Source organism: Streptomyces sp. NPDC104381 (genome assembly GCF_055583745.1).
The window spans coordinates 913,658-933,187 of record NZ_JBVJNK010000003.1; the positions used below are offsets into that span (position 1 = coordinate 913,658).

16 protein-coding genes and 6 pseudogenes are annotated in these 19,530 nt (G+C 68.0%); 16 read left to right on the plus strand and 6 right to left on the minus strand.

Going from position 1 to position 19,530, the window contains the following annotated elements; genetic code table 11:
* The first annotated feature begins 400 nt into the window (after window positions 1–400).
* Window positions 401–1,042 carry an SMI1/KNR4 family protein gene (locus ACZ607_RS13560; protein WP_469734868.1) on the plus strand — a complete coding sequence of 214 codons (642 nt, stop codon included), beginning with the start codon at window positions 401–403 and terminating at the stop codon, window positions 1,040–1,042.
* Between the two features lie 224 nt (window positions 1,043–1,266).
* Here the strand turns inward: ACZ607_RS13560 and ACZ607_RS13565 are convergent.
* Window positions 1,267–2,037 (minus strand): annotated as a pseudogene (locus ACZ607_RS13565) (transposase); the annotation flags it as partial.
* Window positions 2,038–2,093: 56 nt separating this feature from the next.
* Here ACZ607_RS13565 and ACZ607_RS13570 point away from each other — a divergent pair.
* On the plus strand, window positions 2,094–2,627 hold the full coding sequence (locus ACZ607_RS13570) for a DinB family protein (RefSeq protein ID WP_469734869.1): 534 nt from the start codon (window positions 2,094–2,096) through the stop codon (window positions 2,625–2,627).
* Window positions 2,628–2,779: 152 nt separating this feature from the next.
* Here the strand turns inward: ACZ607_RS13570 and ACZ607_RS13575 are convergent, their stop codons facing one another.
* Window positions 2,780–3,559 (minus strand): universal stress protein, encoded by a 780-nt coding sequence (locus tag ACZ607_RS13575; RefSeq protein WP_469734870.1) that lies wholly within the window; start codon window positions 3,557–3,559, stop codon window positions 2,780–2,782.
* 88 nt (window positions 3,560–3,647) lie between these two features.
* Window positions 3,648–5,651 carry an APC family permease gene (locus tag ACZ607_RS13580; protein WP_469734871.1) on the minus strand — a complete coding sequence of 668 codons (2,004 nt, stop codon included), beginning with the start codon at window positions 5,649–5,651 and terminating at the stop codon, window positions 3,648–3,650.
* A 623-nt stretch (window positions 5,652–6,274) separates the two neighbouring features.
* On the opposite strand from ACZ607_RS13580, the gene ACZ607_RS13585 reads away from it, so the two are divergent.
* From ACZ607_RS13585 to ACZ607_RS13650, 14 genes and pseudogenes are all read left to right on the plus strand, one after another.
* Window positions 6,275–6,628 (plus strand): carboxymuconolactone decarboxylase family protein, encoded by a 354-nt coding sequence (locus tag ACZ607_RS13585; RefSeq protein WP_469734872.1) that lies wholly within the window; start codon window positions 6,275–6,277, stop codon window positions 6,626–6,628.
* A gap of 123 nt (window positions 6,629–6,751) precedes the next feature.
* Window positions 6,752–7,186 (plus strand): cupin domain-containing protein, encoded by a 435-nt coding sequence (locus tag ACZ607_RS13590; protein ID WP_469734873.1) that lies wholly within the window; start codon window positions 6,752–6,754, stop codon window positions 7,184–7,186.
* Complete coding sequence (locus tag ACZ607_RS13595; protein WP_469734874.1) at window positions 7,183–8,040, plus strand: aldo/keto reductase; 858 nt, start codon at window positions 7,183–7,185, stop codon at window positions 8,038–8,040. Before ACZ607_RS13590 ends, ACZ607_RS13595 begins: the two co-directional genes overlap by 4 nt.
* A 316-nt stretch (window positions 8,041–8,356) precedes the next feature.
* A complete protein-coding gene (locus ACZ607_RS13600) occupies window positions 8,357–8,509 on the plus strand; it encodes a hypothetical protein (protein ID WP_469734926.1) in 153 nt (50 codons plus the stop codon).
* The gene (locus tag ACZ607_RS13605; protein WP_469734875.1) at window positions 8,509–8,856 is read left to right on the plus strand and encodes a hypothetical protein; all 348 of its coding nucleotides are present in this window, start codon (window positions 8,509–8,511) and stop codon (window positions 8,854–8,856) included. The genes ACZ607_RS13600 and ACZ607_RS13605 overlap by 1 nt, the downstream gene beginning before the upstream one ends.
* A gap of 404 nt (window positions 8,857–9,260) precedes the next feature.
* Window positions 9,261–9,476: pseudogene (locus tag ACZ607_RS13610) on the plus strand (SDR family NAD(P)-dependent oxidoreductase); the annotation flags it as partial.
* A 109-nt stretch (window positions 9,477–9,585) separates the two neighbouring features.
* Window positions 9,586–10,050, plus strand: coding sequence for an SDR family NAD(P)-dependent oxidoreductase (locus ACZ607_RS13615; protein ID WP_469734876.1), 465 nt, complete (start codon window positions 9,586–9,588; stop codon window positions 10,048–10,050).
* A gap of 53 nt (window positions 10,051–10,103) precedes the next feature.
* Window positions 10,104–10,415, plus strand: a pseudogene (locus ACZ607_RS13620) (AMP-binding protein); the annotation flags it as partial.
* A 118-nt stretch (window positions 10,416–10,533) separates the two neighbouring features.
* Window positions 10,534–10,971 (plus strand): AMP-binding protein, encoded by a 438-nt coding sequence (locus ACZ607_RS13625; protein ID WP_469734877.1) that lies wholly within the window; start codon window positions 10,534–10,536, stop codon window positions 10,969–10,971.
* Window positions 10,872–11,195: pseudogene (locus ACZ607_RS13630) on the plus strand (AMP-binding protein); the annotation flags it as partial. The gene ACZ607_RS13625 and the pseudogene ACZ607_RS13630, both read left to right, overlap by 100 nt.
* A 308-nt stretch (window positions 11,196–11,503) precedes the next feature.
* Window positions 11,504–11,716, plus strand: a pseudogene (locus ACZ607_RS13635) (AMP-binding enzyme); the annotation flags it as partial.
* A 181-nt stretch (window positions 11,717–11,897) separates the two neighbouring features.
* Window positions 11,898–12,281: a hypothetical protein gene (locus ACZ607_RS13640; RefSeq protein WP_469734878.1), complete on the plus strand. Its 384-nt coding sequence runs from the start codon at window positions 11,898–11,900 to the stop codon at window positions 12,279–12,281.
* A 290-nt stretch (window positions 12,282–12,571) separates the two neighbouring features.
* Window positions 12,572–12,688: pseudogene (locus tag ACZ607_RS13645) on the plus strand (3-hydroxy-9,10-secoandrosta-1,3,5(10)-triene-9,17-dione monooxygenase oxygenase subunit); the annotation flags it as partial.
* A gap of 118 nt (window positions 12,689–12,806) precedes the next feature.
* On the plus strand, window positions 12,807–12,983 hold the full coding sequence (locus tag ACZ607_RS13650) for a hypothetical protein (protein ID WP_469734927.1): 177 nt from the start codon (window positions 12,807–12,809) through the stop codon (window positions 12,981–12,983).
* Between the two features lie 304 nt (window positions 12,984–13,287).
* Here ACZ607_RS13650 and ACZ607_RS13655 read toward each other — a convergent pair whose 3' ends face one another.
* The 3 genes from ACZ607_RS13655 to ACZ607_RS13665 all read right to left on the minus strand — a co-directional run bounded on the left by ACZ607_RS13655 (window position 13,288) and on the right by ACZ607_RS13665 (window position 19,427).
* Entirely contained in the window at window positions 13,288–13,851 is a 564-nt protein-coding gene (locus ACZ607_RS13655) for a dihydrofolate reductase family protein (RefSeq protein ID WP_469734879.1), read from the minus strand.
* Between the two features lie 194 nt (window positions 13,852–14,045).
* Complete coding sequence (locus ACZ607_RS13660; RefSeq protein WP_469734880.1) at window positions 14,046–15,683, minus strand: helicase associated domain-containing protein; 1,638 nt, start codon at window positions 15,681–15,683, stop codon at window positions 14,046–14,048.
* A 591-nt stretch (window positions 15,684–16,274) separates the two neighbouring features.
* On the minus strand, window positions 16,275–19,427 hold the full coding sequence (locus ACZ607_RS13665; protein ID WP_469734881.1) for a hypothetical protein: 3,153 nt from the start codon (window positions 19,425–19,427) through the stop codon (window positions 16,275–16,277).
* Window positions 19,428–19,530: the final 103 nt, after the last annotated feature.

Below are 19,530 nucleotides of genomic sequence, written 5' to 3' on the forward strand. Positions count from 1 at the left end.
GGAACGCAGGCGCGAGTTGGACAGGTCGATCCCGGGCGGGTAGGCAAGCCCAAGGAAGCTCCTGGTCGGGCGAGTGATTTTGATCGTGAACTCGTCCACCAGGAGCTTCGCTCTTCCGCCAGCCCAACTGGCCAGCGGCACAGCAGGTTGAAGTACGGGGTGCCGCTGTATACCCAGGGAAAGCGACCCGGTCCCTGTACAGGGTCGTGCGCCCCTGCCCAGGCCTGATGGGAACCTCTTCCCGGGCGCGCGGGGAGAGCGCACCCTGGTCCGCAGCGCCCCGCAGGCCAAGGCGCTGCAAGAGGCAGGGCGCACACGAAGGACGCATCACGCACTTCGGCCTGCTGGCCCAGTGCCCAGAGCGATCTCGCTTGTCAGACCCGCCGTCTATGGTCTGCCCATGACATCGATGGATCTTGTTGCATTCGATCTGGCGTGGGATCGCTTGGAATCCTGGCTCGTGGCGCATTCGCCCGCAGATCACGCTGCCCTTCGGCCGCCGGCAGAAGCTGGTGAGATCGCCGAGTTGGAGCACCGCCTCGGCTTTGCCCTTCATCCGGAGCTCAGGAGACTTCTCGCTCGGCGAAATGGTGTCGTCGAGCCGGAGTGGGGCAGCGGGTCCGGTTCTGGGTTCTTTCCGGCAGGGGGCATCCTGCCTCTGGGGCATCGACTCATCTCCATCGCCGAGGTCGCAGAGATGCATGCGATTCTTGTGGGCGTTGGTGAGGACAACGCTGAATCTGAGCTGTGGGATGAAGAGGATCTCGCTGGTCACCTCCACCAGTGCGTGCCCTTCGCTATGCCAAACGACGGTGGTTTCGCGTTCGTCGACCATCGCCCCGGCCCCACGTATGGACATGTATTCGAGATGGGAATCGGCTCTGGCGACCTCGAGGGAACACTCTGGGGCTCGAATCTGACCGAGTTCGTCGGGACCATTGCGAATGCGTTGGAGACCGGCGGTCCGTTCAAGTACTACTGGCCCACCGCCTTCGAGCACTCCTCTGGCCGGACCTGCGTTGAATGGGAGGTCCGTGCGTAGGCCGGCGAGCTGGAGCGACACCTCGTGTGGACCTTTTGGCTCCCGATTTGAGGGACCCCTGCGTGGAATTGTGAGGTGCGGAAGAGGACCTTGCCTCATGGCCCGGAGACCGACACGAGCATGATTTACCACGAAAGGACGACCGGGACAGCCCTTAAAGGCTGTCCTGTAAGTGATCTTGGAGCTGGTGCGTGCGGGCAACCGCTGGGGTCATCGTCGTCTATCCCGGCGAGCGCGAGATTGTGAAGACGGGCGATGCCGAGCATGGCGTGGTAGACGCCGTCACCTTTGAGCCGGCAGTCGCGGAGGATCTTCCAGCTCTTCATCCGAGCGAAGGTGTGCTCGACGCGGGCCCGGATTCGTTTGTGGGAGCGGTTGTGTTCTTCCTTCCAGGCCGGGAGATCTTCTCCCTTGGCTCGACGGTGCGGGATGACGAGTCCGGTGCCTCGGTAACCGCCGTCCGCGATGGTCATCGTCGTGCCGACGGCGTCCTTGACGCCGGATTCTTCCCGGCCACGGGAGTCGTGGCGGTTGCCGGGCAACGGCTGGCCAACCACGACGACCAGGCGACTGTCGGCGTCGATGACGACCTGGTGGGCGGTGGAGTAGCGGTGGTCTTTCGACTGCTTGGCGATCGAACGGTCGCGGGTGGGCACCAGAGTGCCGTCCACGATGAGCACCGTGTCCTTGGCGAACCGCTGGCGTGGATGGAGCGCGAGGAGCGGGCCGAGGTGGTTGATGACCCGGTCTGCTGGCGATTTCGAGATGCCGAACAGCGGGGCGCGCTGGCGCATCGTCAAGTTCGTACGCCAGTAGGCCGCAACCAGCAGGATGCGGTTCTCCAACGGCAAACCCCACGGCCTCCCGCGATGCGCGTGCGCGTTGGCTGCGGTCTCACGGCGTATCGCGGTGACCAACTTGCTGAAGCAGCGCGGGCTCAGCCCTGTGAAGGGGGCTATCCAGGACGGCTCCGACGCCGTGATCACACCAGCCACACCAAGATCATGTCAGGGGCGTGCGGTCGGCTCCGTAACCGCGCTACGTTCGCGGTATGCAGCAGCCCTCGGACAAGGTTCCCGCCCTTCTCGACGGACCGGCCGTGGACGTCTCTGACGCCCAAGAGCTCCTCCTTGGCTATCTGGACTGGTATCGCGAGACCTTGATGCGCAAGCTCACCGGACTGTCCGACGACCGGCTCCGTGCGCCTGTCGAACCGCTGGGCTGGTCGCCGCTCGGTCTGGTCCAGCACCTTGGCTGGGTCGAACGACGGTGGATGCGATGGGGGTTCGGCGCCGTGGACCTCATCGCCTATCCACCCGGCGGAGACACTGAGGAGTGGACGGTCGCCTCCAGCACCACCACCGCGCAGGTCATGGCCGACTACCAAGCGGAGGTTGCCGCCGCGAGCTCCCTGATGACGACTGCCACCTTGAACGACAAGGCACGTCTCGGTGGCCGCTTCAAGACACCCGACCAAGCACCCTCGCTCGGCCGGATCCTCTTCCACCTTCTCCAGGAGTACGCCCGCCACGTCGGCCACCTCGACGTCGCGCGCGAGCTCATCGACGGTGCGACTGGTGAGTGAAGCACCCGGGGCTGCTGATGCTTTACGGGACAGCCTTTAGGCAGCGTCGTCAAAGACTTCGGCCTGGGCGGCCCGCAGCATCCGGTCGAACGCCCCATCCGCCGCCCACCTGTGAATGCGCGTGTGGAACTGTGATCGTTTGAAGACACTCCCTAGTTCGTCCGGGGGGTACCGACGAGGGCGAGAACGAGGAGGTCGGCGTTGTGCGCGGCTTGGGTCAGGATGCTGTGCGCGGGGCCGTCCAGGACGTGTCTGTGCACGGTGACGCCGTTCTCGAGGGCGGTCCGGTCGGGGAGTGCCGCGTCGAGAAGTGCGTCGGCCGTCGGTGAGTCGGGGCCCGGTGGGTCCTGCCGCGTCTCCTGTCGGCTCCGGGCGTGAATCGCGACCAGGTCGCAATCACGGGCCCGTGCTTCCTGGAGGGCGTACGCGACGTGCGCCGCGCCGGTTTCTGTTCCCTCCGCGACACCGAGGACGACCTGCCCGGCTGAGGAGCGTTCCGGGACGGAGTCGCCGACGAACACGACGGGGCACCACGCTCGTTCGGCGACACCAGGCCCGATGGAGCCGATGAACAGGCGGCGCACGAGTGCATCGTGTCCGCGGTGGCCCACGACCAGCACGAAGGCGTCCTCTCCCGCGCGGACCAGGACCTCGATGGGTTCCCCTGGCAGTACTTCGGCGTGGACCCTGATCTCGGGGCGGCGCCGGCGGGCCCGGGTCTCGGCGTCGGTGATGATCTCTTGGAGTGCGGCGGTTTCGGTCCGGCCCTCAGGGAGATCCTCTGCAGGGGTGGCGCCTTCGAAGCGTTCCCATACGGAGGCGTGCACGATACGAAGGGGCCGGCCGTGCAGAGCGGCCTCGTCCGCGGCCCAGTCGATTGCTCTCATGCTCGATGGGGAGCCGTCCACGCCCACCGTCACTGGTCTGTCCACCGATCACGCTCCCTTCTGTCACCAGTGAAACGACCGTCTGCGGGGCCCGCAAGCCGCACGGGCCCTCCCGGCCTCCGGATGCTCGCGGTCAGCGTGGCGGTTCGCCGCGGCGGACTGAGCCCGGGGCACGCGCACCGTGGTGGTCGGCTCGCGCGGAGGAGAGGAGCTGCCAGGGCACGCTCATCACCACGACGCCGGGAGTGAAGCGCAGGCGTGCCTTGATCCGGAGTGCGGACTGGTTGTGCAGCAGGTTCTCCCACCAGCGGCCGACGACGTACTCGGGGATGTAGACGCCGAGGATGTCGCGGGGACTTTCGCGGCTGAGGGAGCGTACGTAGTCGACGACGGGCCGGGTGACCTCACGGTAGGGGGAGTCCAGGACCTTGAGGGGGACGTCGATGCCGAGCAGCTGCCACTGGTCCTCCAGCGCGCGTGTCTCGTCGTGGTCGACGGCGACGGTCAGCGCCTCCAGCCGGGCCGGCTTGGAGGCGCGCGCATAGGCCAGGGCCCGGAGCGTCGGTTTCTGGACGTTGGAGACCAGCACGATCGCCAGGACGCGGGAGGGAGCGGCGAGATCGGCGCGCGGATCGGTGCTTGTCAGCTCGGCGGCGGTGCGGTCGTAATGTCCCCGGATGGCGCGCATCAGCAGCCACAGCACCCCGGCGGCGACCACGGCCAGCCAGGCACCTTCGAAGAACTTCGTCAACAGGACCACCACCAGGACCAGGCCGGTGAACACCGCGCCGACCGAGTTGATGACCCTGGCGATGCGGTGGCGGCGCCGCAGCACGGGATCGCTCGCCGTGGACAGAACTCGGTTCCAGTGCCGGACCATACCGGTCTGCGAGAGCGTGAAGGAGGTGAAGACGCCCAGGATGTAGAGGTGGATCAGCGCCGTGACGCTGGCCCTGAACCCCCACAGCAGCAGGCCGGCAATGACGGCCAGCCCCACGATGCCGTTGGAGAAGGCGAGCCTGTCGCCCCGGTTGTGCAGCTGGCGGGGCAGGTAGCGGCGCTGCGCGAGGACCGACGAGAGCAACGGGAAACCGTTGAACGCGGTGTTCGCGGCGAGGACCAGCACAAGCGCGGTGGCGGCCTGGATGTAGTAGAAGCCGATACTTCTCTCCCCGCCGAGGACCGCGGCGGCGATCTGGGCGATGACGGTGCGCTGCTGGTAGGTGGAGCAGGCCTGACCCAGCCCGGTGAGCCGGCAGGCGTCATCGGCGATGTGGACCTTGGAGATGATCGCGAGAGTGGTGACACCGAGGAACATGGTGATGGCGATGACGCCCATCGCGGCCAGGGTGGTCGCCGCGTTGCGTGACTTCGGTTTCCGGAAGGCGGGAACGCCGTTGGAGATCGCCTCGACGCCGGTCAGCGCGGTGCAGCCGTTGGAGAACGCCCGCAGGGCCAGCAGCATCAGCGCCACACCGGCCAGCTGTGCGTCACCCTCCTGCGGCCGGATCCCGTACGAGGCGCTCTCGGCCACCGGCGCGTCCCCGGCCAGGTACCGGAAGAGCCCGGTGGCGATCATGATGAGGACACCGCTGACGAACAGGTACGTCGGCGCGGCGAAGGCCCGTCCGGACTCGCGTACGCCCCGCAGGTTCACCACCATGAGCAGTGCCACGAAACCCAGCGCCATCGGCACTCGCTGGGCGTGCAGCTGGGGGACGGCGGAGATGATGTTGTCCACGCCGGAAGCCACCGACACCGCCACGGTCATCACGTAGTCGACCAGCAGGGAAGCCCCCACCACCAGACCGGCCTTCTCGCCGAGGTTCGCGGACACGACCTCGTACGAGCCCCCACCACTCGGGTAGGCACGTACGACCTGCCGGTAGGACAGCACCACCACCGTCATCAGCGCGACGACCGCCGCCGCGATCCACGGCGTGAAATGCACATACGCCAACCCGCCCAACGTCAGCACGACCAGGATCTCCTGTGTCGCGTAAGCAACCGACGACAAGGGGTCCGAGGCGAAGATCGGCAGAGCCACACGCTTGGGAAGCAACGCCTGGCCCATCTCACTGCTGCGCAGGGCACGGCCGACCATGAGCCGCTTCGCCATCCCGGAGATCCTGATCACAGTAGCGAAGGTAGAACGGCAGCCTGCCGATCCGAAGGACCACCGCCCCGACGCACGTCAGCGCTTCCGGCCCACCAAGGCTTGCTCGCGCCGGCCGGGCATGCGCGAAGGGGGGAAGGATCCTTCCCCGGAAGAATCTCTCCTCTTTTCGGGCACGCGAGGCGGGGCCAAGGTGGATGACGTGGTGATGAGGCAGCCCCGGAAACCGGAAAGGAATTCCGGACGTACGAACCCGCTCCTCCACCCCGAAGGACTTTGCACATCATCCGGCGTGCGGCGCCGGAGACGCTTTCCGGAATGTTCCGGAGAACGGAGAAGAAGCCGCCGTGCGGCACAGCAAACGCGCAACCCGGCCGCTTCGCCGACGAGGTCCAGGCGGTCGCCACCGGGGCGAGGCGACCGGGGCCCGGGTGGCGCGGGCCTGGCTGCCGGCCAAGGGTGAAGACATCGCTCCGATCCCCGGCACCGACCGGGCCTCCCGCGTCGAGGAGAACACCGCCGACGCCCGCGTCCTGGCCGTCGACCAGCTCGCCCGTCTCGACAACCGCTGCTCATGGAGAAGCGACCCGCTCCCCCCTTTTTTTCACCTCCTGCCGGCCCGGCAGAGAACAAGGAGACACGCCATGTCGCAGGAACCCTCCGCGGCGCAGCAGGCCATCGGTGACATCACGCCCAAGCTGGCCGACCTGACCGACCAGGTTCTCTTCGGAGACGTCTGGGAGCGGCCCGGCCTCTCGCCCAGGGACCGCAGCCTGGTCACCGTCACCGCCCTCATCGCTCTCTACCGCAGCGGCCAGCTCGACTTCCACCTCAAGCTGGCGATGGACAACGGGCTGACCGAACAAGAGCTGAGCGAGGTCATCACCCACCTGGCCTTCTACGCCGGATGGCCCAACGCAATGGGCGCCGCCGGCCAGCTCAAGGCCATCCTCGCCGACTCCGGCCAGGCGGGAGTACCGGGAAGCAGCTCTTCGTGAGACCAGGCCCCGTCACCGGGGTGCCGCACGGCGTGGATGCCCCGCGCCGAGGTGCGGTGCCCACAGGGCCCACGAGCACCCAGCAGCCCCTCAGCAACCGCAACGATCCAGGAGACACCCGATATGGCCGACCACCCGTTCGAGCAGATCTTCCCGCTCGGTGATACGAACGACGCCTACGCCGAGAACTTCATCGGACAGAGCTACCTGGCGCCCCTGACCGGCGGGAGCGTCCCGGTCAGCAACGTGTCCTTCGAGCCGGGCTGCCGCAACAACTGGCACATCCACCACGGCACCGGTGGTAGTGGCGACCAGATCCTGCTGTGCACGGCCGGCAGCGGCTGGTACCAGGCCGAAGGCCAGGACGCCGTCAGCATGACCCCGGGCACCGCGATACGCATCCCGGCGGGCACGAAGCACTGGCACGGTGCGAAGGCCGAATCGTGGTTCTCCCACGTCGCCTTCATCACGCCGGGCGAGGACGTCAGCAACGAGTGGCTGGAGCCGGTCACCGACGAGGTGTACGGCCGACTGCCCAGGAGCGGAGAGAACGCATGAGCACCCTGAACGAGACCTACACCCTGTCCAACGGCGTCGAGATCCCCAAACTCGGCCTGGGCACATGGTTCATCGACGACGACAAGGCATCCGACGCCGTACGCGCGGCGATCGACATCGGCTACCGCAACATCGACACCGCCCAGGCGTACGGCAACGAGCGCGGCGTCGGAGAAGGCATCCGTACCTCCGGCGTGGCGCGCGGCGACCTGTTCGTGTCGACCAAGCTGGCCGCGGAGATCAAGGACTGCGACGCGGCGACCGCAGCGATCGACGAGTCGCTGGCGAAGCTGGACATCGGTCACATCGACCTCATGCTGATCCACGCCCCGCAGCCGTGGGACGACTTCCGCGGCGGCGACTACGCCGAGGGCAACCGCCAGGCGTGGCGCGCACTGGAGGACGCCCACACGGCCGGGAAGATCCGCACCATCGGAGTGTCGAACTTCCTCCGGTCCGACCTGGAGAACGTCCTCGCCCACGGGAGGGTGGCACCGCACGTCAACCAGGTGCTCCTGCACGCCGGCAACACCCCGGCCGAGCTGCTGGCCTTCTGCGAGGAGCGGAACATCCTCGTGCAGGCCTACTCGCCCATCGCCCACGGCACGCTCCTGGACAGCCGCCGGATCAGGACGATCGCCGAGAAGTACGCAGTGAGCGTCCCACAACTGTGCATCCGCTACACCCTGCAACTGGGCACCCAGCCGCTGCCGAAGACCGCGAACCCCGCGCACATGCGCTCCAACGCCGACGTCGACTTCGAGATCTCCGAGGAAGACATGACCGCACTGCGCACCCTCGACGAGCGCGACTACGGCGAGCACGCCGCCTTCCCCGTCTACAGCGGCAAGTAGGACCCGTACGCGGGCCGGCCGCCACGCACCACGCCGCGGCCGGCCCGCCGCGTCACCGCCGCCAGGACGGCGGCAGAGCCACACCCAGGGGGAGCTCCCACGCGACGGACACGATGAAAGCACTACTGCTCGGCCGCGGACCGGAGTGGGTCCTGGACGACGTGCCGGTCCCCGAGTCCGGACGCGGTGACGTACTCATCCGCAACTGTGCCTCGGTGACCAACAACGCTGACCTGCCCCATGCTCGCGGAAGCCGACCCCACCCACGGCGGCACCGGCAAAGGGGTCCATTGCCGGGTTCGAGTACGCCGGGGAGATCGCCGCCGTCGGCCAGGACGCCGGCGACTGGAGGACCGGGGACCCGGTCATGGGTACCGTCCCCTCCGCGTTCGCCGAGTACCTGGTCGCCGATCACCGGTTCGTACTGCCCCGCTGCAGGGCCCTAGCCCCAAGGCCTTCGCCCTGGTAGTGGCGTGCGCACTGCCGACCGCACTGCTGACCGAGTTCGGCGCGCTCACCATCGCGGGCTTCCGGCTGGGACAGAGTGTCCTGAGCACGGGAGCGTCGAGGGGCATCGGCATGATCGGCATCCAGATCACCAGGGTCTTCGTCGTCTACGGCGACCTGCTCACCAGCCTTGGCGCGCCCACCGTGATCGTCACCGGCAACAACGACGATCTCGCCCGCACGGTACTGGTCGCCACCGGCGACAAAGGGGTGGACGTGGTGCTCGACCACGTCGCCGGTGACCCCTTCGCCGCCTACAGCATCGCCTCGTTCGACACCAGGGGCACGGTGTCCACGCCGGGCAGCTGACGGCGTACCAGCCGCGTCCTGCCGCACCAGCCGGCGCCGTGGGGGTGCCCTCGCGGCGCGGCAGGACGGCTGACGTTGGCGGTCGCCTGACTCGACACCACAGGCATGGTGTCCACGCCGGGCAGCTGACGGCGCACCAGCCGCGCTGACAGCGGCAGCCGCCCTGCCGCACCGTGGAGTCGCCTTCCGGCGCGCCCTGCCGCCCGAGTACGGCCGGTTGTGGGCACCGCCCCCGCACGACCGCACGACCGCGACGCCCCGCACTGGAACGGCCCGGAACGGCCCGCCCGCCCGCAACAGCCCCCCACGCCCGCAACGCCCCGCAACGGCTCCGCCACACCCCCCGCCTGTCCTCTCCACCGCCCCCGCCCGTCCCCGTGTCTCCGCAGAAAAAGGAGCCGATCATGGACAAGAACGTCTACGGCCCGTGGGCGGTCATCGCCGGTGGATCCGAAGGAGTGGGTGCCTCCTTCGCCGACCAGCTCGCCAACGCCGGTATCGACCTCGTGCTCATCGCCCGCGTGACCGGCCCTCTGGAACAAACGGCCGCTGACGTCCGCGCCAAGGGCGTCGAGATACGCACCCTCCAGCTCGACCTGCTCGAGACCGGCGCCCTCGAGACAATCCGTACCGTCACCGACGGCCTGGACGTCGGCCTGCTCATCTTCAACGCCGGCGAACACCTACGGCCACGACTTCATCAGCGGCGAACTCGACCGTGTCCAAGGCGTGATCGACCTCAACATCACCGCCCAGCTCGCCCTCACCCACTACTTCGGCGAGGCGATGAAGGAACACGGCCGGGGCGGTATCCTGCTCGCCGGCTCCCTCGTCGGCTACATGGGCCAGGCACGCCTGAACACCTACTGCGCCGTGAAGGCGTTCAGCCGGGTCTTCGCCGAGGGCCTGTGGCCGGAACTCGCCCCGTACGGCGTGCACGTCCTCGAACTCGTCCTCGGCGTGACCCGCACACCCGCGATGCAACGGGCCGGCCTGCGCATGGACGCCTCCGGCCTCCATGTCGCCGACTCCGACGACGTCGCCCGCGAGGGCCTGGAGCACCTGGCGGACGGCCCCCTGCGGATGGCCGGCGGCAACCTGGCGACAACCGAGAAACGCGCCGCTGTACGGGAGCGCGCCGGCCTGGTCCGCGGCGCCCACGAGGCCTGCCAGCGCCTCCTGCCCAAGGAGTGACGGGCATGACCGTCGACGAGACCACCATCCCCGCCGTCCTTGCCCGTGCCGCCGCGGCCCACCCGGATCAGGAGGCACTGGTCGACGGCGACCTGCGGCTGACCAACCGTCACCTGCACGAGCGGGCCCACGCGGTCACCCGGTCGCTCATGGCACTCGGCATTCAACGCGGCGAACCCGTCGCCCTGTGGGCACCCAACAGCGCCCGCTGGATCACCACCGCGCTCGGCATCCTCGGCGCCGGAGCCGTCCTGGTCCCGGTGAACACCCGCTACACGGGCGACGAGGCGCGCCGGCTCCTGGACAAGAGCCGCGCCCGGCTGCTGTTCGTCGAGAACGGCTTCCTCGGCACACCTCCGGCGAGGACCCCCGTGCCCGCTCTCCCCGACCTGGCCCACGTGATCGACCTCGCCGAACCGGCGGCCACCGCCGGCACCGAAGGCGCCACCCACGGCGCCACCGGCGACGGTACGCGCCCAACCAGTGACGGTCCGCGCCCCACCGGCGGCGCCCAACGGCGCCCACGACGCCCACGACGCCCACGGCGACGGTCCGCCCCCCACCAACGACGCTCCCCGCGCCACCAACTGGCCGGCCTTCCCCCACCTGGGCACCCGCGTCCCCACCACCGACGCACAAACCAGAACAGCCCGCGTACGCGAGGACGACGTCTCCGACGTGCTGTTCACCTCAGGCACCACCGGCCACCCCAAAGGAGTGATGACCACCCACCAGCAGAACATCCGCACCTACCTGGGCTGGTCCCAACGCACCCCGACTCACCCGAGGCGACCGCTACCTGATCATCAGCCCCATGTTCCACTGCTTCCGGCTACAAAGCAGGCGCCCCGGCATGCCTGCTGCACGGCGCCACCATGGCGCTCCAGCCCGTCCTCGACCCCGCCCAGACCCTGCGACTGATCGAAACCGAGACGATCACCGTCCTGCCCGGCCCGCCCACCGTCTTCACCACCCTCCTGGACACCCCCCGCCGCCACCTGCACGACCTCTCCTCGCTACGCCTCGCCGTCACCGGCGCCGCCACCGTGCCGGTCACCCCCATCACACGCCGACGAGCCGAACTCTTCCCCGTCGTCGTCACCGCGTACGGGCTCACCGAGTCCTGCGGGACCGTCACCGTCTGACACGCTACCGACAACGACGAGACCATCGCCCATACCGCCAGCCGCCCCATCGACGGCGTCGAGGCCCGCATGACCGGAACCGACCACCACCCACTGCCCCCCGGACACGACGGCGAAGTCCAGGTCCGCGGCTACAACGTGATGCTCGGCTACCTCGACGACCCCGCAGCCACCGCCGCCACCCTCGACGACCAGGGCTGGCTCGCCACCGGGGACATCGGACACCTCGACGAAGAAAGGCCGGCTCACCCTGACCGGACGCCTCAAGGACATGTACGTCGTCGGCGTACCCGACGAACGGCGCCGAGATCGAACAGCTCCTCAACCGCCACCACGCCATCTCCGAGGCCGCCGTCATCGGCGTACCCGACGAACGGATCGGAGAGACCGGACGCGCCTACATCACCCTCCGCCCACACACCCACACCACCCCGGCGCAACTCATCACCCTCTGCCGCGAACACCTCGCCAACTACAAAGTGCCCCGCGAGATCACCATCCTCAACGCCTTCCCACGCAACGCCGCAGGCAAGATCAGCAACACCGACCTCTGGACACCCGACCCCACCCCACGCCCGGCAGGAACACCCGAAGGGACGACACCATGGGAAACACGGATCTTGAGGCGGTACGCACCCTGCTCCCGACGATCGCCCCCGTGCCCAGACCACCGACGAAAAGGGACAGGCCCCCCAGGAGACCATGCGCGCACGACGCGAGACCGGCATCTTCCGAACGCTCCAACCCCGCCCCTTCAGCGGACAGGAAGCCACCCCCACCAACTTCCACCAGATCACACGGACCATCTCGGCCGCCTGCTGCTCCACCGGCCGGATCACATCCGTCCTCGGCGTACACCCCTGGCACCTGGCGCTCTTCCCCGCCCAGGCACAGGCAGAAGTATGGGGCGAGGACACCGACACGCTCCTGTCCTCCGCCTACGCACCCGTGGGCCGGCTCACCCCCTCGACGACGGCTACCGGCTCACCGGCCGCTGGAGCTTCTCCTCCAGCTGCGGATACGCCCGCTGGGCACTGCTCGGCGCACTGGTCGTCGGCGGCCAAGGACGCCCCGTCGACTTCCTGACCGTGCTCGTACCCCGCTCCGACTACCGGATCGACGACTACTGGATCGAGGACGCCTGGGACGTCGTCGGCCTGCGCGGCACCGCCAGCAACGACATCATCGTCGACCAGGCGCACATCCCCCGCCACCGAGTGATCCGCACCTACGAGACCACCCAACTCAAGGCCCCCGGCCAGAAAACCAACCCTGGCCCCCTGTACAAACTGCCCTTCGCCACCGTGTTCACCACCGCCGTCACCGCACCCCTCGTCGGCGCGGTCGCCGGCGGCTACGAGTCCTACCTGCGCCTCATGAAGGACCGGACCCGGCTCAGCCTGGGCGGCGGCCGCTTCGCCGAGGACCCGCACACCCAGGCCGCCGTCGCGCGAGCAGGGTCCGAGACCGACGCGACGATCCTCCAGATGGACCACAACATGAGAGAACTGACAGCACGCGCGGCCGCAGGACAGGACATCCCCATGGAACTACGCCTACGCACGCACCCGCCGCGACCAGGTACGCGGCACCGAACGCGCGGTCGCCGCGATCGACCTCCCGTTCAAGACGGCAGGCGGCAACTCCCTGCGCCGCGGCAACCCGATCGAACGCGTCTGGCGCGACGCCCACGCGGGCAGCGTCCACGTCGCGAACGACGTCGAACGCACCCTGGCAATGTACGGCCGCAACGCCCTGGGCCTGACAGTGGAAGACAACCTGATCTGACCACCACCCGCCCGCCGGCACCGCACACCCGCCCCGGACCCCACCTCCGCATGGCACAGACATCCACGGCCCCACCCGCCATACCCACGGCACAGCACAAAAACGGGCACCAGCCCCGTACCGGAAAAACCGGCCCGCAGACCCACGCGCGGGCCGAAGGAGACCGCCACGCACAGAGGCACGCCAACCCTCCGCACCACACATAGGCACAACCCCACCACCCCACCACCCATCGACCGCCCCTCCCCGAACACGCCCGCCACCTCGCATCACGGCAAACGCCCCCCCCACCGACACCGGACGCTCAGCGCCTGGTCTCATACCTGGTCAGCACCACGCCGTCGGGAAACGTCCGCGTCTCCACCAGGGTCAGGTTCACCCAGTTGTCCAGAGCCGTGAAGAACGGCGTGCCGCTGCCCACCAAGACCGGCGCGGTGGCCAGCACATACTCGTCAATCAGACCGGCCCGCATAGCCGCTGCGGCGAGCGTGGCGCCACCGATATCCATGGGACCGCCGTCCTCGGCCTTGAGCCGGACGATCTCGGCGACCGCATCACCGGTGACCAGACGTGCGTTCCAGCCGACCACGCTCGCCGTCGAGGAGAACACCACCTTCGGCATCTTCCGCCAGCGGCGGGCGAACTCGATCTCCGCCGACGAGACATCAGGCCGCTGGTCGGCGGTCGGCCAGTAGGAGCTCATCGTCTCCCAAAGCCTGCGCCCATACAGCGCCAGGTCCGTCGCCCCCACCCGGTCGGACCACCACTGAAACAGCTCATCGCTCGGCACGCTCCAGCCGAGATCGTCACCGGGCGCAGCGACGAAGCCATCCAGACTCAGGTTCATACCGAAGATCAGTTTCCGCATGGCGTCAGCCTCCTGTGACTCGGACCTCGGCGTACAGACCAACACGCCCCGGCAAAAACACCGGTCAGGCCACACCATCCAGGGGCCCGGTCGCGATTCGGCAAAAGCCCGCCGGGAGCGAACTCACCGGCATCAACTGCAGCAGCTGCTCCTCGGCACTGTCCATCGCCTGGGCGATCAGCATGCACCGCCCTTCAGGCACCCCAGAGCCCGGCGCCCGTCCACTCCCTTCCCTGCCGAGCACCCGCAACCAGCAGGCAGCAACACGGCCGATCGAAGATGCCGAGATCTCCTGTGGCGGGGGAGCAAATCGACGAACTCCAGCACATGAGAGAGCACGCCGGACCCCAGCCTTCTGGCAGCAGATGAGTTGCGTGCGACAGCGGACAGCGCCCACCCATCCCTACGACCAGTCGAGCACCGAGGATCGACGACTTCTGGCACTGGACGACCGTTCCTCGTGGAGGTACGCCGGCGCCATACGGGGCATACAGGTCCTCAATCGTGCCCATTCGAGTCCGAGACCCGCTAGGGTGGTGAGCTGGTCGTCCGTCAGCTTGTCGCGACGGCTTCTGTGATTGCTGAGATCCGCCGGCCCGGAGGCCTCGGGAAAGACACCGACAGGGCGCAGCGGCGGGCCGCGGAGCTCGCCGCGATCGACCCTGACTGGAACCCTCGGCCGCTCGGGTGGACGGTGGACTGGCAGCGTCGCTACGTGGGCCTGGCAGGTTGGTGAGCCATTGCCCCACAGGCCGGTCGAGGGCGGTGGCGTGCCGGGGCGCGGCCAGCGTTCCGGCCTCCGCGAAGTACGCGCGGGCGGCGGCGAGGTTCTCCTCGAAGGCGGCGTCGGCGGTGTCCCACACGATCCCGAGCTCTTCCAGCTCGTCGGCGCGCCTACCGTTCATGGTCCCGGCCCGGTAGGAGCGCCTCTGGTCGGATAGCCACCGCCCCAGCGGGTAGGCGCCCTCGGCGTGCTCGTAGGGCACCTCCAGGTCGCCTTCGCGCTCGTAGTAGCGGCGGGCTGCGTCGTAGCCGCGCTGCCAGTCCTGGCGCTCGGTGTCGATGACGTTGAACCGCACCCACTTCGCGATCACCACCGGGTCACGGGGAGCCGCGAAGCGCAGCAGGAGCCGCGACTCCTCCTCGCCCTCCTCGGGCGGGGGACCGATGTACAGCGACGGGTCAACGACCGCCTTCTGCTGTTCCTGGGGAATGGCAAGCATCTCGACGGCACGTTCATCGTGTGCCCGCAGCCCCTCCAGAACCTTCACCAAGGGCCTATATGAGGCAGAGGTGAACATGTCCTCCGGTTTTTCACCGGGCGCGAGAAAGACGGGCACGATCAGGGTCGCCAATTTCCCCTGCCCCGGCTTTTGCCGCAGTGCCCGGCCGATGGCCTGGACGATGTCGACGGCCGACCCCTTGGGGTCGAGAAGGGCGACGGAATCGACGGCGCGGATGTCTACGCCTTCACCCAGGACGCGGCAGTTGGAGAGCACGCCGTGCCCGGCGCGTCGGCCGAAGTCGGTGAGGACCTGGCGGCGGTGGTCGGGTTCATGCTCCCCGCACAGCCAGTCCGCCCACACCCGCTCCGGATACCGCCCCGGGTTCGCCGCATGGAGCCGCTTCGCGACGCGGGGCAGCCCTTCCGCGAACGCAGACGCCTCAACGGTGCGGTGGTGAAAGGTGATGGTGGTCTGCAACCCGTGCTCGGCCATGGTCTCCAGCAGCGCGGCCTGCAGCGCGCCCATGCGTAGGCCGCGTACGTCCTCATCCCGTTTCCCCAGCCCGGACAACCGGGCCGGGGTGACGACCGGGTCGGTGAGCTCCACGACCACGACCTGATACCGCGCGCCAGGAGCCCCCGCGAAACGGCCGATGCAAGCGACAGCTCGTAGACGACGGGGCCGAAGATTTTCGGGTCGTCCATGGAACAGGCCATCTCCTGCGGCAACGGATCCCACAGCTTCCCGGCCCCTTCCCGCCGCTCGGCCACGGAAAGCCGGGCCGGGCGCTCCTTCCAGATCCGGGGTGTGGCGGTCATGTACAGCCGGCGCATGGCAGGGATGACGTCCTGGTCATGAACAGCCGCCCACGCCTTCCCAGCCGAACCACTAGTTCTGTGCGCCTCGTCCGTTTTACCGAGTCTGGGAGTGATCGGAATGTTCCTGAGCTGCTCCGATACGTCGCAGACATGTACGCGACACATGGAGCGAGGCGACACTCCCAGGTGCCGACGACGCGCTCATGCCGTCGTTGTTCAGCCTTTAGATCCGGTCGGAGGGCCAGCCAGTGTGACGGATGGTAACCGTCCCGTGGGTGCTTGAGTACCGAGGGTGGTGATCGGCAGGGTGAGTGCTGTTCGCTGTATGTCTATGCAGGTGGGTTTCGTCGGCCCCAGCCTTGTAGCGACGGGCGCGTGCTTATGGGATCTGTGCGGTGGCTCGGCGGACGCGTGCGCTGTTGTCGGTGCGGAGCCGCTCGGTGATGGCTTCGTACTCAAGGCGTTCGGCCGGGGGGAGTTCGGCGAGGGTGTGGGCCAGGTTGTGGCGGACGCTGGTGTTGGAGTCCTCGGCGAAAGTGCGTGCGAGGGACGGATCCCGGTGAACGGCGCGGCCCCAGCAGATCACGGCGGTCTGCCGCATGAACGGTGAGGGATGGGTGGCCATCAGGGACGCCGGCGCGGGGGACAGGCGGTCGAGCGCGAGCATGGTCTGTGCCTGCAGCCAGCCGTGGCCTGGTTTTTGTTCGGGATGGGACAGGTGTGGGAGCAGGCGCTGTTCGACGCGGATGGCTTGTTCGGCGGTGGTGGCGAGGACGGCGGTCGTGTGCAGGATCTCCGCGGGCAGACGCCAGTCTCCTCCAGCGTTGATCTTGTAGCGGCTCAGGGGGTGCTGGGTGCGTCGGTCGAAGGCGTTGGCAGGGTGCTCTGTGAGACCTTGGTACAGGTCCATGAGTCGTTCGAACGTGTCGTTTCGCACGGGCGCCAGCAGGGTTTCAGCGAGGATGGACAGTGCGCGAACGGCCTCGGAGCGTCGTTCGGCGATGTCGTTGTGGTCTTCGGCCCACAACAGCAGGTGTCCTGCGACGCGTTCGCGCAAGAGACTGTTCGGCTCGCCTGTGCCCATGCTGCTCTGGTCGTCGGAGCACGCTGAGAGGTATGCCGCGCACTGCTGCGCGGTGGTGCCCATGGCATAGAAGGGGCGGACGGTCCCCACCGGTTCGGCCAGCACGGTGTCGGCCAGCTCCCGCGCGGTCTCGGCTACAGACGGGTCGTCCACCTGCCAGTCGGCCAGGAGGGCCGTGGCCCCACGGTGCCCTTGCTGCGCCCGTTCGCGTACCACTGGCACAGCCGTCGGCAGGTGGGCATGGAGGCTGACAAGCAGACCCTCAGCGCCTTTTATGTCGAGCTTCCATGCATCCAGCAGGGCTTGAGCGGCCTGGTCGGCCACGGGCAGTTGGGCCTTGATGCAGGCACCCAGGAAAGCCAGCATCTGCTCATCGGTGAACCGGGAGATGTTCGGCTCTCTGGGGATCGATTCGACCAACAAGGGCAGTACCTGTTGCGCTGACGGGGCTGGCAGTCGCTCATCAAGCGCTGCAAGCGCTCCGAGAGCCTCCTTGACCGGTTGGATACCTGTCAGACCTGTCTGCGCGCCTGTGGTGACGATCTCCGTCAGGCGGGCGGCGATGCTCGCGAGGACGTCATCAGGAATGAGATCCGCCTGCTGGCCGATCACCGCTGCGGCCGCGCTGCATACCCATCGTGCACGCACCTCCAGAAGGTCGCGTACATCGAGGAACTCGAGAAGCGGTTCGGCGGCGGAACGTGCGTCTTTCCTGCGGCCGGCAAGGACGAACTGACGCACGGCGTGTTTTCCCTCTCCGGCGCGGTCGAAGACTTCGCCGGAGCGCTGGTGGGAGAGGTTCTCGTCGGTCAGCGCACCGGAGATCCGGTCCTGCCACAGCCACTGGTGCGAGGCCCGTGAGGCATCCGGCAGTCTGTCGTCGACCAGGGCTTCCAGCGCACTGACGGCCGGGTTGAAGGAGAGGTCGATGAGTCGCGTGCCCCTGGCACCGACCGTGCGGGCCGAGAGCATGGCCTGGGACGATTCCCTGAATCCGACGTTGTACTGGTCGGACAGAAAGGAAATTGACCGTAGGGCGTGCCGGGCGTCGCCTCCCAGGCCCTCTCGGGTAGCGGCCAGCACAGCGCGCCGGTAGACCTCGATGGCCTCGCTTCCGAGGTCTGCAAGGGCCAGGGCCCGCCCGCGGCGCATGTGTACCAAGACCGCAGAGCGTTCCGGTATGCGGCCGCCCAGAGCGCGCCGGTCGAGGTCGGCATAGGCCTCTTCTGGGCTTTGTCCGGCTCGTATGGCCAGGTCCGCCAGACAGCACTCCAGCCGAATCCGCAGAAGCCCTGTCTGAGAGGTGACAACCTCGGAAGCCAGATCAGTCAGCCCCGCCGGGTGATCGTCGGGGTGTTCGTCGACAACGATCTGCTCGATTACCGCCAGAACCAGGCGGGCTGCCAGGGGATCGCCCGCCTGCACCACAGCTGCAAGCACGGTTGTGATCGGCGCGAGGTCGTATCCGAACTCGAACCAGTCCGCCAGCGCCTTCAAGACCACGTAGATGTCGGATGCCGTGCCGCCGGCGTCGGAAGCCAGGCGCTCCAGGCGCTGATCTACGAACATGCGGTCGCCGGTCTCGTACCGGTCGAGCATCAACTTGGCCGCGACGGTGAATGCCGCGTCGGCCTGTCCTACGGACGCCAGCAGGTCGCGCTGCCGAGTGCGTAGCTGGTCGGCATGCCCGGTAAACGAGGCATGCTCAAGCGCATCCGCCAGATCGCCGAAGAGCTCGGCAGCCGGCCCCGGCTCCGTCTCCGCGAGTTGCTGAGCGCGGTGCAGGGCGGCCGCCAGACCCAGGTGCTCAAGCGGGTCGTTCAACAGCGCGTAGCCATGCGGCAAGGTCGGAACCGGAAGCGTTTCCACCCCGCAGAAGGCCTTGGCCCATTCTGGACCGAAGACGCCAGCGACAAGGTACGGGCGTTCCCTCAGGGACCGCGAGAGGGCGCCTGCGTCGTACAAGTCGATGTCTATGTCGCCCTGGTACTTCTCCTGCAGGGCGACGAGTTCGTTTTCCACGGCAGTGTCATCGACGACGCACCCCGTTGCCAGGACGAAACGCACGGCGTCGAACCGTCGCTCGGACCATTCCTCAGCAGGCGTCGTAGTGCGGGGCGGACCGGTGAAGTCGGTGACCGCTGCACGGAGTGCGGGCGCCGACAAGGAAACGATCCTGCGCACCTGGTAGACGTGTGTCTGTCCGTTGCGTCTGCCGATGAGGTCGAGTCCACCCTGGTCCTGCCCGGAGCGGCCGTAGCCACGGATGTCGTTCATCCCGTCGATAAGCCACATGACCTCGCCGACCAAGCGCTCGAACACAGGCGGGGGCAGCTTGCCGAAGGGCAACGTTTCGGGGGCCGAGAGGGGTGGACTGAGGGGCAGCTGACTTCGTCGACTGACGAGCGCACCGATACGGATCTCTTCCAAAGGTGATTCAGCGGCCATCCAGCTCTCCCTGCGACCCGCGGCGCTTGTGTGCAGTAGAGACGGATGGTATCGGGACGGACCGCCATAGATCTGCGGCACTGTTTCGGGATCAGATTGCCGT